The sequence below is a fragment of the Haloferax sp. AS1 genome, assembly GCF_014530665.1.
In the GTDB taxonomy this organism is placed as follows: domain Archaea; phylum Halobacteriota; class Halobacteria; order Halobacteriales; family Haloferacaceae; genus Haloferax; species Haloferax volcanii.
In genome coordinates, this window is sequence record NZ_SPSA01000001.1 from 1,718,590 (window position 1) to 1,732,051 (window position 13,462).

General features: G+C 58.1%; 13 protein-coding genes and 1 tRNA gene. 5 read left to right on the forward strand and 9 right to left on the reverse strand.

Annotation, left to right across the window (positions count from 1 at the left end):
• Window positions 1–89 precede the first annotated feature (89 nt).
• Complete coding sequence (locus E4P24_RS09125; protein ID WP_188148389.1) at window positions 90–1,109, reverse strand: site-specific integrase; 1,020 nt, start codon at window positions 1,107–1,109, stop codon at window positions 90–92.
• 671 nt (window positions 1,110–1,780) lie between these two features.
• On the opposite strand from E4P24_RS09125, the gene E4P24_RS09130 reads away from it, so the two are divergent.
• The 3 genes from E4P24_RS09130 (at window position 1,781) to E4P24_RS09140 (ending at window position 3,235) form a co-directional block, all read left to right on the forward strand.
• Window positions 1,781–2,029, forward strand: a complete 249-nt coding sequence (locus E4P24_RS09130; protein WP_115861279.1) for a hypothetical protein — start codon at window positions 1,781–1,783, stop codon at window positions 2,027–2,029.
• Between the two features lie 129 nt (window positions 2,030–2,158).
• Entirely contained in the window at window positions 2,159–2,617 is a 459-nt protein-coding gene (locus tag E4P24_RS09135) for a hypothetical protein (RefSeq protein ID WP_147298726.1), read from the forward strand.
• Window positions 2,618–3,019: 402 nt separating this feature from the next.
• Window positions 3,020–3,235, forward strand: coding sequence for a hypothetical protein (locus tag E4P24_RS09140; protein WP_188148390.1), 216 nt, complete (start codon window positions 3,020–3,022; stop codon window positions 3,233–3,235).
• Between the two features lie 9 nt (window positions 3,236–3,244).
• Here the strand turns inward: E4P24_RS09140 and E4P24_RS09145 are convergent, their stop codons facing one another.
• The 4 genes from E4P24_RS09145 to E4P24_RS09160 all read right to left on the reverse strand — a co-directional run bounded on the left by E4P24_RS09145 (window position 3,245) and on the right by E4P24_RS09160 (window position 6,642).
• Complete coding sequence (locus E4P24_RS09145; protein WP_049967636.1) at window positions 3,245–3,472, reverse strand: hypothetical protein; 228 nt, start codon at window positions 3,470–3,472, stop codon at window positions 3,245–3,247.
• A 507-nt stretch (window positions 3,473–3,979) separates the two neighbouring features.
• On the reverse strand, window positions 3,980–4,369 hold the full coding sequence (locus E4P24_RS09150; protein ID WP_188148391.1) for a type II toxin-antitoxin system death-on-curing family toxin: 390 nt from the start codon (window positions 4,367–4,369) through the stop codon (window positions 3,980–3,982).
• Window positions 4,370–4,685: 316 nt separating this feature from the next.
• Complete coding sequence (locus E4P24_RS09155; RefSeq protein ID WP_188148392.1) at window positions 4,686–6,317, reverse strand: MarR family transcriptional regulator; 1,632 nt, start codon at window positions 6,315–6,317, stop codon at window positions 4,686–4,688.
• Window positions 6,318–6,405: 88 nt separating this feature from the next.
• A complete protein-coding gene (locus E4P24_RS09160; protein ID WP_008610516.1) occupies window positions 6,406–6,642 on the reverse strand; it encodes a hypothetical protein in 237 nt (78 codons plus the stop codon).
• A 336-nt stretch (window positions 6,643–6,978) separates the two neighbouring features.
• Between E4P24_RS09160 and E4P24_RS09165 the strand changes: the two genes are divergently transcribed.
• Both E4P24_RS09165 and E4P24_RS09170 read left to right on the forward strand, forming a co-directional pair.
• On the forward strand, window positions 6,979–7,956 hold the full coding sequence (locus E4P24_RS09165) for a site-specific integrase (protein WP_345776372.1): 978 nt from the start codon (window positions 6,979–6,981) through the stop codon (window positions 7,954–7,956).
• A 1,455-nt stretch (window positions 7,957–9,411) separates the two neighbouring features.
• On the forward strand, window positions 9,412–9,708 hold the full coding sequence (locus E4P24_RS09170) for a hypothetical protein (protein ID WP_188148394.1): 297 nt from the start codon (window positions 9,412–9,414) through the stop codon (window positions 9,706–9,708).
• A 303-nt stretch (window positions 9,709–10,011) separates the two neighbouring features.
• On the opposite strand, the gene E4P24_RS09175 is transcribed toward E4P24_RS09170, so the two are convergent.
• The 4 genes from E4P24_RS09175 to gnd form a co-directional block, all read right to left on the reverse strand.
• A tRNA-Arg gene (locus tag E4P24_RS09175) sits at window positions 10,012–10,084 on the reverse strand.
• Between the two features lie 62 nt (window positions 10,085–10,146).
• Window positions 10,147–11,613, reverse strand: a complete 1,467-nt coding sequence (locus E4P24_RS09180) for an MATE family efflux transporter (protein ID WP_304466017.1) — start codon at window positions 11,611–11,613, stop codon at window positions 10,147–10,149.
• Window positions 11,614–11,800: 187 nt separating this feature from the next.
• A complete protein-coding gene (locus tag E4P24_RS09185; RefSeq protein ID WP_049896652.1) occupies window positions 11,801–12,382 on the reverse strand; it encodes a 2Fe-2S iron-sulfur cluster-binding protein in 582 nt (193 codons plus the stop codon).
• 180 nt (window positions 12,383–12,562) lie between these two features.
• Window positions 12,563–13,462 carry a phosphogluconate dehydrogenase (NAD(+)-dependent, decarboxylating) gene (gnd, locus tag E4P24_RS09190; RefSeq protein ID WP_004041720.1) on the reverse strand — a complete coding sequence of 300 codons (900 nt, stop codon included), beginning with the start codon at window positions 13,460–13,462 and terminating at the stop codon, window positions 12,563–12,565.

Here is a 13,462-nt window from a genome sequence, read left to right on the forward strand (position 1 = left end):
AACCCTCTCGTTCACACGAAACGGCACAAAACGGACCCGACGGGATGTTATTGGTATATACCGACAGCATACCACATTCCAGAGACATTCTACTGTCGAACCTCCCGAAGAACACGACGACGAACCTCCATCCGCTCACGGTGCGTGCGCTTGTCGTAGTGCTTGTCGAGCACGTCCACAGACACGTTCATCCGCTCGCTCACGATCTCGACCGGGACGCCGTCGTTCAGCGACTCGGTGATCGCACCGCGCCGAATGTCGTGCGGCGAGACCGTCGAAGGACAGCGAGACGCCTTATCGCGCCTAGCAGCAGGTCTGCAGTCGTCCGGGTCCACTTCCGCGTGCGGACACGTCCCCCACTCGCACGGGCGCGTCACGGCATAGATAGTCGTTCTGTACGCACCCTTCGAGAGCCGACCCTGTGACGACGAGATAAGCGGCTCGCGTCCGTACTCGTCGGTCACGTCGTAGTGGTTCTTCAGGAGGTAATCGTCGATGACCGCGGCCACGGGTGGGCTGAGAGATACGTCGCGCTCCCCGTTCTCCTCGTTCTTCAGCGGCGTTCCCTCCTCGGGACGGTGTCGGAGTTTCAGACACGGTTCTTCGGGGTCATAGTCCTCCACGTCGAGCGAGTAGATCGAGCCGGTGCGTATCCCGGTGTGCCACAGGATGAGCATGATAACGTGGTCCCGAGAGGCGTAGTTGAACGTGTCCAGCCCGTTCAGGATATCCTTCGCGCGGTCGCCGCGGAGCACGCGGTCGCGCACGTCGTCCTGCGGTTTCAGGTTCGGAAGCGGCACCTTCTCGCGAAGTCCCTCTTCGACGGCGTCGATATCGGCCCACAGATCGAGGGCCACCCGGAGTGTTGTGAGGTAGTTGTCCAGCGTGACCGGCTTGATTGCGCCCTTCTTGTAGCTGTAGTACTTGTACAGCGTCCGGCCGGTCACGTCGTTCAGATTGTCGATATCGTGCTCCTCGCAGAAATCGAGGAACGGGTTCAGCCGGTAGCCGTGGTTCATGAGCGTCGTTTCGGACACGTCGCCCTCGCGGAGATCGAGGTACATCTCCACGCCTTCCTCGGGAGAGAGTGGTTGCAGATCGTCGCTCATGCGTCGGCCTCCAGCTCGAGGTCGTCGTCGCAGTTACTCTGGAGTACGACTTCCTCGCGAGAAAGTCGCTCACCGCTCACCTTATCCCGGAGTTGATGGAACCGGCCGTCAACGTCCTTGGTGGACGCGCACCGTTGGCACCAGAAGTGGTTCTGCGCCGCTTCCCACGTACGGTGTCCTCGAGGACACGTGAACTGCCAGCGGTCCGTCCGGTTCTCATCGCAAATGACCTGCGTAGTCGTCATCACAATTGGGCGGCCACCCGCTTTGTAATAATACGCTTGCTCGTACGCAGGCTGAAAGTGAAAGTGAACGAATTGGCCGGACGTACCCCCGAAATCGGGCGTTTCTGCGAGTGAAACTAAACGGTTCTTCGGCGGCTGTGCGTGCGCTCGTGCACGGGGTTCAAGGCCCCACAGAGTTGAGTCGAACATGGCTTTCGTGGTATGTGCACGGAAGCCCGCGCGGACCTGCTGTCTCTAGCAGCGAGGTCCGCTTCTGCGAAACCTATCGGAGAGCGATAGGTCCGCGAAGGTGCTTCCGTTGCAGATAGTCATAATGGAGTCAACTTAGTTGTTTGCATTAAACTAGCTTTTTTCTCGAAGCTACTCCTTAGCCAAACAACCTGATAACAGGTGAGAATATGTACAAGGAGAAGCAAATTGTCTGCAATGGCTGGAGGAAGAGAAGAGACAGTTGATGACCTTGAGATTCTCCTTGTTTTTTATCGCTCTGATGATCCTGTTCTATTCACCGGAGAGGTTGCAGAAGCAATCGACTTCTCAAATCAAGGAACTCTCCCGCGACTGAAGAAATTAGCCAACTCTGGGCTTTTAGAGTCAAAATCGGGTGGAAAGGTACCCGTTTGGTGGCTTTCCAATGAAGGGGTTGAGATGGTCACCGAGTCGTTGGATAGTTAATCTAAGATGTCGATTGAAACATCTGACCTGATCAGTCTTCTTGAGGTTATCATTCTCACTTTTACTGCGTTCATATACATCTCACAGGCAGTCCTACGTTTGTTCTTGGACTCAGAGAACCTGAGTAGTGTGAGTTCCCAACTTGACACATCTGAGGTTGACCTCGAGCGAAACTTTAGAACACTAATGGGTGGTGTGGCGGTATTGTTCCCTAGTGCTGCAATCATCTCTGTGTTCATTGCACTCTCGTCAACACCAGATCAGGTTGAGACGTTCATCATTTGGATGTCAAGAAATCAGCAAATATCGTGGGGCCTGATCATAGCAACAGTAGTTGTCATTGCTATTGGTTTAGCGCGGAGAAACAAAGCAGGCTCTGCAGAGATGGGTATCTATGGGATGATCCTTCTCAGCGGATCCCTGAGTTTCTTGTTGGTTACAGTCGCATTCGTGGTCAATGTTCTTCGCCGTTCTCCAGAGAGTGTATTCTTTGTTTCAATAATGCTCTTTGCGATTGGAATGATTGCTTTTGCGCTCGGACTATTCCAGCTTGGTAATGATTTGCTCGGCCTGTTGGAGAATACATGAGGCGCACAATCCTGTGTTTAAATAGATATGTATGCACCGGGGGTCGGTTTGCGTGAATCTCGAGTGAGCGACGGTTGGTTCCTCTTATACCTCAGTAAACCATGACCGAAACCGCGCCGACCACTCGGTCGAATTAGCTCGAATCTATGCACGGTAACCTCCGTCAACGTCGGTGAAGGTGCATACATCGAGGATACTGTATACATTCACGCCTGACCCCTGGGAGTCGGATCGAAAGTCCGGTCAGTCCAGTCTCTTTGCAGTCAGACGACCAAACCCTTAGCGCAAAAAGCAAAGTGTCTCGAATTCGAATAGTCCACGTCGAGAAACTCGTGACGCCACGGAGCAAGGGATCAATAGGGGTTCGAATCCCCAGAAGGGTCTGAGTGTAACGCTCAATCGGTGGGAACGGCAATATTGAAACTGAGCAAGGTGGCAGTCACGGGCGGTATTGACGAGGTGATAACTTTCGTAATAAAAACTATGGCTAAGAAAATCTGGAAGATATTGGACGAGAAGTACAGCATCGAATCAACTGCGGTCGAGTGGGGCAAGAAGGCCGTCAATCTGGTGAAATCCCAGCTCCCACAAACCCTTCTACCGCCGATCATTTCGTGAGTGGCAACTTTATTTGACAAGCCCCTGCAGCAGCTCGGTCTCATGGAGCGGCTGGATCGGTCCATCCTCCGGCACCGGACGGACGACGTAGACGCCTTTGCCGAGTCGTTGGACGTGCATACTCTGTTCTTCGCGTTCGTCTTCATCGGCAACGATGACGCCGTCGAGGACGAGATCGTCACGGTCGAGTGCAACAAGCGGGGTGCCGTCGTGGTTTCGGAGCTTTCGGAATACCATTGCTGACACCTCACCGGCCACCCAATTCTACTTAGTTCTATCTCCAAAGTCACCAATCACGAATACAGGCCGTGGTCGGTGTCAAACGTAAAATTACTAGACCGCGTACACTTCGAGCAACGGCCACCACCACACACCCCCGTGGCGGCGTATAATTACTTACAGTATGGTTCGATTTGGCGGGGTTCCGGTGGTGATCGGTCCCCGGTAGTGACTCGATTTCGGATGTCGGGATGCTCGAGGAGCTGCGAGATCGACGTGGGTCAAAGGTCACTCTGAGAGACGCGACTGGTTCTGGAAACGGCTGTCGCTCAGTCTTCTACTGCCGTCAAAACAGGTGAGGAAATTCGTTCGGGAGTTACTCGTGAAGCGCGTCGAGCAGCTCGAAGTCCTCTTCGATGAACCGAGCAATCCGCTCTTCGTGGTCGTCGGATTCCTCGTCGGGGTGAGAGAGACTCATTGATTGAATAAATCAATGAAGTAGACCGGCTTGAGTCTTTCCGTGGTTTACGGCTCGAGTTTATGGTGATCGAGATCTCCTGATTCCAGCCAGATAGCGAGTTCTTCGGTGTCGAAACGGCGAATTCGCTTCATCACCTGTACCGCAGTCTCTCCTGTGTCTGCTGGCTTCTCCCCGTGGCGGTCCAAGTAGTCGCGCATCGTCAGCCATGCAGTTCGCTTGTTTCCGTCTTCGAAGTAGTGCTCCGTTGCGATTTCGCGCAGAAGTGCAGCGGCGCGGGGGTATACCGGCTCAGACTCCGAGACCCTTCTGAGTAGTCGTTTGAATTTCAACCTCGGGGCAGCGACGCGCGTCCCACGATACTTGAGATCCCAATGCTCTTCCACAAGCTCGTGAGTCGCTAAGATCTCTTTGGCGGTGGGGAGTTCGTCGCTCACTACTCCGAGTCTACAGTAATTGAACATAAATGGGGCGCTACGCGTCGCCCGAATAGGCGCGACGTTCCGAGCCCCCCTTCGCGTGGATCAACTGGAGTTGCGGGGGCGGAGGGTTATTTTTCCACAGTTGTGACGTTAGTCACACTCCCTAAGGGGGCTTTCCCATCCAGCGGGAGAGCACCCGCTCGATCTCCTCGAGCGCGGCCGCTCACGGGGAATCGAGACTCCACCCGAAAACAAGGTTCGGCCTAAAATCGGAGAGTAGTATATAAAAGAAGGAACTGACCGAGAGTGTTGCCACTCAGGAGGCCACCGGCTACAGGTGCTTCCGAGCGACCGTGTTCTGCACGGGACCGTACGCCCGGTCGTAGGTGATGATCGCGTTGAGGAACCGCCGCGAGTCGAGACCTGCGTCACACCACGCGCTGTATCCCTCCTCGAGCACGTCGGGAAGGTACTCGCCGGTCGCCGTGGAGTTCTTCGACTGAGTGAGCACCGTTCGGATGCGAATCCGAACGCGGTCGTCACGGTCATCCATCCCGGCGACAACCTCAGCGCCGTAGCGGTTCAGCCAGTTCTGCAGCGCTCGGCCAGACCGCTCCAGGTCGCGCGGGTCGACGTTCAGCACGTTCTCGATTCGACCGGCGACTGAGTCTACCACGTCGTCCGCGATGCTCACCAGCTCGCGCACTTCCTGCGCGATCTTCGAGGAGACCCACTTCACGACACCGCCGTCGTTTTCGAGTAGACCTGAGAGACGCTGGAGAACACGGTAGATCGTCGTGGAAGACCAACCGGTTCCGTCTTCGAGTTCACCGACTCTCGTGCCGCCGTCGGTGAGCGCCAAGTGCTCAAGCACGTCGTGGTCCGCGTCGGTGAGCCGCGAGAGCGTGCGCATGATGACCGACTCTTGGGACGCTTCGATCTGTGGGGTCGGGTCATCCCACAGCGCAATCGTCCGGTCGGACGCGACCGCGCTGAAGTGGTCGTCAGCGACGAACCACATACCAGGCTGAGTTGGGATGTCCGCCCACGAAAGGACGTTCAGCAATTTCTCTTCCAGGTCGCCAACCAGATCGTGCCGGTCGTCCCACGCGACCGCCTGATCGCGGTTCAGGTTCTTCTTGTACAGCGCCCCGAGTTTCGGGTGGTACAGCGGGTCACCGTCCGAACTTTCACGGACGTACTGCGGGTGGTAGTGCTTCAGCTGAAGCCCTCGAGGACGGTGCTGGCTGTTCGGGAAGAGATCAGCAATAGCCGACCGATCGAGCCGGAGCTGGTGGTTGTAGCCAACCACGTCCTCGTTGTTCGAATCGTAGACGACGTGCGAGCCCTCGATGTCGGCCGAGAGCATGAACAACCGCATGAAGACGCCGTCGCGCCTGACCAACTTCTTCGCTTGATCGCGGTCGATCCGCAGGTACCGCTCGTGCTGGGTTATCGTCGAGAACTTGTGTGGCTCTTCAGCGAAGTACTTGCGCGACCAGTCGAAGCCGACTTTCTCGCAGACTCGGCGCATCACCCACTTGAACACGTGCGGTATCTCGTCTAACTCGAGGTTGACGACGTTCTGCAGTTTCACGTTCGTGGCAGGCCCGAGCGTCGAAGGGACGCTGTCAGGTCGGTTCTCGTCGGACCACGCGAGACGCGGCTGTACACAGACCGGAAGCTTCCGCTCTCCCTCGCCGTACGCGTTGATGTCGTACTCGAGAAGCGAGTTTACCGTGTCTGCCTCGCGCGGGGAGAGTCCCGACTGGTGGAACCCCATCGAGACTTCCCACGTCTCGGTTCCGTCCTCCTCGAGGCGGGGAACCTCCACTTCGACTTTCGAGATACCGCCGTCGATGTGGTTGTACAGCTGGCGAACCGCCCAGTACGGCGACGAACCGTATTCGCCGTAGAGGAGATCACCGCGCGTCTCGTGGGGCGCGCTCGCGACGGAACTCACCGCCGGTCCTCCTCCGCGAGATCGCGGCCGCAGTACTCACAGCGGAAGATGCAGTCGCTGTCGCGGCTGCAGGACGGACAGCGGACCGTCATTGCCACCGCTCCGGGTTACCGCCGTGCCGACCGGGGGCACCGTCCCACGGGTCCGGAATCGGAACGTCGAGACCGCCCGCGGAACCGCGCTGTAGTCGAACCAGCGTGTCGCACTCGTGACAGCGGTGTGCGCGGTCCTCGCGGTCACCGTAGACGCGGCGGAAGTCGCGGGTGACGTGTGACCCGCAGTTGAGACAGCTGCTCTTTCGGCTCTCCGAGTCGAGCAGCATCATGCCGACCACCCCGTTGGCCCGGCCAGACCGCAAGACAGCGGCGACCCGCGTTCCGTTTCGTGGTGGACTCTTTTTCGGCCCCCGCTCGCGAGTATATATACCCGCGATGAGACCCGCCGGTAGAAGACGTGAGTCGGACGTTTTCTACATATAGAAAACGCCAAAAATTTGGACGGACCAGACGGGATTTGAACCCGCGACATAGAGTGAAATAAACCCGTATGTATGGGTTAGAAATGCTCTATCCTGTGTCTTGTCGTTCGAGTGGTTCCGCAAAACAGGACCATGCTAGATCAACACGACTTGGAACCTATCGACCCATCAACAGCGGTCGAGATGTACCTACAAGAACGAGAAACAGAGGTATCGAAGGCGACGCTGAAGGCCTACGGATACCGCTTGGATTACTTTCAGCGGTGGTGTGACCAAGAAGACATAGAGAATCTGAATGTCCTGAGTGGACGTATGATGCATCAGTACCGACTCTGGAGACGTGAGGTGGGAAATCTATCTAACGTGAGTCTGAAGACTCAGATGGATACTATACGTGTGTTTATTCGCTTCTGTGAGAGGATTGACGCCGTAAGGAACAACCTGAGTGAGTCTGTTGTCTCTCCGTCTCTCTCGCCTAACGAGGACCACAAGGAAACGATCCTCACGAACGAGGAAGCTACGTCAATCTTAGAGTACTTAGATCGGTTCGAGTACGCCTCTTTCCGACACACGCTTGTACTCTTACTCTGGAGAACCGGAATCCGTCTCGGTGCCGCGCGTGGGCTTGATTTACAGGACTACGATGAATCACAGTCACGGATTAGACTACGACATAGACCAACACAGGATACTCCACTCAAGAATGGATCTGAGGGGGAGAGATTGGTTGCTCTCCGACCAGATACGTGTGAGGTACTTACAGACTGGATAGAACACAGGAGACCCGACAAGCGCGACGACTACGGTCGTGAACCACTATTCAGTACTTCTCAGGGACGTGTATCTCGAACAGCTATACGGGAGAACGTGTACCGTCTCACAAGGCCGTGTGAGTACACAGGAGAGTGTCCACACGGTCGGGAGATCGAAACGTGTGAGGCGACGGATGATCACCGAAAAAGTGCAAGTAAGTGCCCTTCCTCAGTCTCTCCGCACGATGTGAGACGGGGGAGTATCACGCATTTTCTCTCTCGGGATATTCCTGAGAAGGTTGTGAGTGATCGGATGAATGTGGGTTCTCAGGTTCTCTCGAAGCATTACGATCAGCGATCTGAAGAACAGAAAGTTGAGCAACGGAGGGGATACCTGAGTAACATCTGAATTGGGACTACTGTGAGTATAGTCTATCTTTTGGGTACTCCTTTCTTCCCCGAGTGTAATTGGTCTCTCCCCGGAGGAAGACTCTATTTTGGTACTATACGTATCGAATTGGGTGTGTGATGGGTTCGGTCACACTAACCTAAAGTAAATGTGTGACGGGGGGAGTCACGTTACCCTTTTACAGTCCACTATCTGACTAACCAGTAGCGAACTAAGAAAATGGGATGGGTAGAACCCCAACTGAGACCAGTTGGCTCTACTCGTTCTATTGGCTTAACGTCGTTGCCCGTCCGCTAAACCCGTATCAGGAATCACCGTGATTGGGGTCCGACTGCGTATGCACCAACCCAGTACTTCTGGGCTACCCTCGTTGGGATTCGGGATAGGTGGACAAGACAGAGGGCATTAACGGGACGTTCTCCCGGTCCGACTCTCGAAGGAGTCCCGAGACGAACTGAGAGAGAAACGGACCCAAGACTGAGTTCACGAAGGATGGACGTATTCACGAAGTGTCGGAGGAACCCCAACCAGAGGGTCTCGGTGAATATACTGCGGTGATATAGAATATAGAATATAGAATATAGATTTAGAGTTTTAGAATTTTAGAGTCTTAGATCTAAACTCCCATCCTAGTCCTTCCCTCTTGCTGGAGAGATCAGAAACACCCCACGATCCTGTTCGAGAAGCTGTTGCGGTTGCGGTAGCGACCCGGACCCAACGAACGGAGTGAGTGGACGGAAGCGCGTATAGAATCGGGGGAAGGGTTTACTAGTTCTAATCTCCGAGTATCACTTGCCGTGAGAAATCACGGTTCCACAGAAGACAGGAACTACCACGAGACTTCGCATTGCGTTCGCATTGCGTGTGATCTCGGTTGTTCTCTCTTTCAGGTAGGGTCTCAGTCTCGGTTGTCCTGTACCGGGACTACTTTTCACCCCTACCACTCCTTCAGAACCCGTAGATAACTCTCAATTCTCCAGATATAGTAGCAAATTCTCTCCTTCAGCCTCGCTATACGCACGATAGGTCTCGTTGGTGAATCCAGCCTGAGATTTCCTATTCTATTCTGTTAGTTAGTTATGTGCCTCTGCATGAATAACTAAGCAAGTAGTCCCTTCGAGAGTGGTATCGGTCTCGTTCTACCGTGGAGGCTCTAAATCTGTACGTAGTGTACGTGTTTTCAGGTATAGTGTGTCTCTCAGTACGTCCCCCGCTGTATGGATACTCCCCTCTGTGTACCCCGTGGTAGCCTATCCCCCATGTGCAGTTTCAAGTGTTCCCGCACAGTCCTGTGCGAAAGTCCTATGGTTATCTTAGGTTCTCCCTGTGCAAAGAAAGGCGGTGGATTCGGGGAAAGCCGACGGGACATATCGAGTAGGGTCTAAAGTCCCATAATCGGGGAGTAATGGGCCTCTAAACAGCCTTTTACACTCCGATATCTGCGGTTTAGATGTAATGATTTCAGATAAGATTCGGCTTGCACGGTCTCTTGCTGAGGCATACGTCTCTGGTGAGGATCGTGGGCAAGCCCAAATGAACAAGATCATCACGACAGTCGTAGGTCTCACCGTCGGGGCGTTGGTCGCATCGTTCCTTTTCCCCATCGCAATTAGTGAGGTTGTGGGTGTGAGTACCACCAATTGGTCTTCGGGAGCTTCGAGTCTCTGGGGTATCCTTGACACGATCATCGTGCTCGCGCTGTTCCTGATCTTCGTGACTCTCGCAATCTCGAAGGGGTACGGTGGCCAGTAGTCGGGTAGTCTCTCCAGCACCCTCCGATAACTCATTTTGTCGTGTATAGTCCCAAATTCTGAGTGGCTTCTGTGGTGTGGGTGTGTTGGGTCTCGTCGCTTGGGGCGGTTGGGAATTGTATATGATACGTATGTTCTGGTTCTACTGAGAAATCTACTTGTAGAATACTGTGTTCGAATCTAGTGGAATCCACGACGGCGGTAAGGCGCGTCACGCAGAGTGTTCAAATCTCAGTGGACAGAGTGGTTGGTTTAGGACCAAGGACGCCTCTGTATGGTCAATGCGGAGCGTCTAAGGGTAGAACGGACCCGACGGGATTTGAACCCGCGACATCTTGGTCCGGAACCAAGCACTCTGTCCACTGAGCTACGGGCCCTCAGCGGAGAGAGCTACACGGCACCGACGTAAAACCGTTGTGGAACCCGCGCCGGCGGCCGATTACGTTCCGGCCGCGTCGGCGTCGACGACGCTGTGTTTCCACGTCCCGCGGGTGAACCACGCCGTGGCCGCAATCGCGCCGAGAATCTGTCCGACGGCCATTCCGAGCCAGATGCCGGTCTCGGCGAAGCCGAACTGGAACGAAAGCAGGTAGACGATGGGCACTCGGCCCAACCAGAGCGCGAAAAGCGAGAAACCGAGGGCGGTCTTCGTATTCCCCGCGCCGCGGTACGCGCCGAGGACGACCTGGAGGACGCCGATGAAGCCGAACTCGACCGCGCGGATACGGATGTACTCGACCCCGAGGTCGATGGTTTGGGCGGCCGAGGTGGTCCCGGTTTGGAGGAAGAACGCGACGACGGGTTCGGCGAAGACGTACGCGAGGACGCCGGTGGCGAGCATGACGCTCGCGCCCACTTTGGCGGCGAGCCAGACGGCGCTTTCGGCACGGTCGGGTTTCCCCGCGCCGAGGTTCTGGCCGACGATGGTGTTTGTCGCCCGACCGAGGCCGAGCGCCGGAAGGAACACGAGCGACGTGAGGCGGTTGCCGAGGCCGAACGCCGCGACGACTTCGGGCTTAAAGGTGACGACCATCGCGGTGAGGGTGATAAAGCCGAGGGCCGTGGCGGACTGCTCGATAGCGCTCGGGACGCCGATATCGACGATTTGCTTGATGTACTCGAACTGCGGGCGGAAGTCGGCGAGTTGCACGTCGGGGCCGGCGCTCGTGCCGAAGATGACGTAGATGCCGATGACGGTGGCGACGGCGCGCGAGAGGACCGTCGCGTACGCCGCGCCGGCGACTTTGAAGCCGTCGAAACCCGTGGCGGCGAAGAGGCTCGCCTGGAAGCCCTCTACTCCGAGCATCGAAAACAGCGGGTTGGCGTCGAAGCCGAAGATGAACACCGGGTCGATGACGATGTTGATGACGACGCTGATGAACATCACGACCATCGGGGCGCGGGTGTTGCCGTAGCCGCGCATGAGCGCGGAGAAGACGAAGAAGCCGAAGAGGAACGGCAGGCCGAGGAAGAACACGCGCATGTAGTCGCCGGCGAGGGGGATGACCTGCCCGGCGGTCGCCTCCGAACTCGGGAGGACGCCGAGCATCGCGTCGGTGGCGAAAAAGCCGATGACGCCGACGACGACGGCGATGACGGTGATGAACGTGAGCGTCTGTCCGGCGACGGTCCCGGCGGAGCCCTCGCTTTTCGCGCCGGTGTACTGCGCGACGAGCGTGCTGCCGGCGACGGTGAAGCCGCCGCCGACGGAGATGAGAAGGAAGATGAGCGGAAACGCGAGGCTGATGGCGGCGACGGCGTCGGTCGAGAGCCGGCCGAGCCAGACGGTGTCCGCGAGGTTGTACGCCACCTGGAGGAGTTCGGTGACGATAATCGGCCACGCCAGTTCGAACATCGGCCGTTTGAGGTCGCCTTCGGTGAGGGAACCTCCTTCGGGGAGGGACACTGAACAGGTGAGACACGCGGAGACCGTTTGAAAGCGTCGATAGGCGTCTTCGAACGCTGGAACGTCCCGGCACCGAACGAGTGCGACTGGGCGAGTCGTGGCGGGGCGGTCGGCCGCACGAGCGGCGACCGCGGCTCACCGGGATGGGTGGCGTCGCGAGAAAAGGTGGGTGGCTGCGGTCGTCGCGTTACGGCGCTTCGCCGGTCTCGATGGCGAAGTCGGCTTTCGGGTAGGCGACGCAGGTGAGCGTGTAGCCGTTGTCCATCTCCTCGTCGGAGAGCGTCTCCTGGGTGTGGTGCGTGATGTACTCTTCGGCCGGGCCGTCGGTAATCTTCGCGGCACAGGAGACACAGGAACCCTGTCGGCACGCGTAGGGGAGGTCCATCCCGGCGTCTTCGCCCTGGTCGAGCACCGTCTCGTTGCTCGCCAGCTCGATGGTCTCGCCCTGCTTGACGAACTCGACTTCGAAGTACTCGACTTCGTCTTCGGGCATGTCGGCGGGGCTCGGCTCTTCTTCCGCTTCCTCGCCTTCGAGTTCGGCGCCCTCTTCGCCGCCACCGACCGCGGCGACGCCGCCGCCGCCCCCGATAGAGCGGTTCATCGGCTCGGGGAAGTCGGTCTCTGCGACGGTCGCCGCGCGGCGTTCGAGGACCTCCTGTGTGATGTCGGCGGTCGGCTCCCAGCCGGTGCCCTTCGAGTAGTGCAGGGCGACGGCGAGGAGTACCAGGACCAATCCGGCCCCGACACCCACCAGACTGATGACTGCCATACCGGCGGATATGGAGGGAGGGGTTAAGGAAATTGTGATTGTGGCGGCACCCGCGGGCGGTCGATTTCGCCGCCGAGACGAGGGTTTCACCGGGGTTCCCACAATATCGGGGGCGAGAACGGCGTCCGTCTCGGGCGCGCCGAGAGCGTCGCCGGGCACGGCCGGTAGTTCGCGGCCGCGTCAGTCGTCTTTCCGAGCGACCTCGTGCCGGCCGAAGCCGTACCGGAGCCGGTTGGCGAGGCGGCGGGAGAAGCGGTCGTCGGCGCGGGAGCCGAACCGCTCGGCGAGCGACTGGTAGATGAGCGGGACCGGGACCTCCTGTTCGAGCGCCTCTTGGACCGTCCACGTGCCGGTCGAGCCGCCCGCGACGTGGTCGTCCACGTCACCGAGGTCGCTGCCCTCCTCGCGGAACGCCTCCTCGCAGAGTTCGAGGAGCCACGAGCGGATGACCGCGCCGTTGTTCCACGTCTTGGCGACCGATTCGAGGTCGAGGTCGTAGCGACCCTCGGCGAGCAGTTCGAAGCCCTCGCCGTACGCCTGCATCAGCGCGTACTCGACGCCGTTGTGGACCATCTTCACGTAGTGGCCGGAGCCGGAGTCGCCCATGTGGCCGTGGCCGTCGGGGCCGGTCGCCACGGCGTCGAAGACGGGGGTCAGCTCGTCGTAGGCCCACTGCGGGCCGCCGACCATGAGCGAAAAGCCGAGTTCGGCACCGGCGGGGCCGCCGGAGGTCCCGCAGTCGAGGTAGGCCGCCGAGCACGCCTCGGCGCGCCGCACGGACTCCTCGAAGTGGGAGTTGCCGCCGTCGACGACCACGTCGTCCCCGTCGAGGTGCGGGTCGAGGTCGTCGAGGGTCGCGTCCACCGCGTCGCCCGCGGGGACCATGAGCCAGATTCGCTTGTCGTCGCCGAGTCGGTCGACGAGGTCGGCGACGCTGTCCGCGGGTTCGGCACCCGCGTCGGCGGCCGCCGCGACGGCTTCCGCCGAGAGGTCGAAGGCCACGACCTCGTGCCCGGCATCGAGCACTCGGTCGACTACGATGCGTCCCATCCGGCCGAGGCCGATGACGCCTAGTTGCAT

Coding starts and splice junctions, on each gene's coding strand:
- E4P24_RS09160 (WP_008610516.1), bottom strand. CDS start 6,642: ATGATGCTGCTCGACTCGGAGAGCCGAAAGAGCAGCTGTCTCAACTGC.
- E4P24_RS09170 (WP_188148394.1), top strand. CDS start 9,412: ATGATTTCAGATAAGATTCGGCTTGCACGGTCTCTTGCTGAGGCATAC.
- E4P24_RS09145 (WP_049967636.1), bottom strand. CDS start 3,472: ATGGTATTCCGAAAGCTCCGAAACCACGACGGCACCCCGCTTGTTGCA.
- gnd (WP_004041720.1), bottom strand. CDS start 13,462: ATGCAACTAGGCGTCATCGGCCTCGGCCGGATGGGACGCATCGTAGTC.
- E4P24_RS09185 (WP_049896652.1), bottom strand. CDS start 12,382: ATGGCAGTCATCAGTCTGGTGGGTGTCGGGGCCGGATTGGTCCTGGTA.
- E4P24_RS09165 (WP_345776372.1), top strand. CDS start 6,979: ATGTACCTACAAGAACGAGAAACAGAGGTATCGAAGGCGACGCTGAAG.
- E4P24_RS09125 (WP_188148389.1), bottom strand. CDS start 1,109: ATGAGCGACGATCTGCAACCACTCTCTCCCGAGGAAGGCGTGGAGATG.
- E4P24_RS09130 (WP_115861279.1), top strand. CDS start 1,781: ATGGCTGGAGGAAGAGAAGAGACAGTTGATGACCTTGAGATTCTCCTT.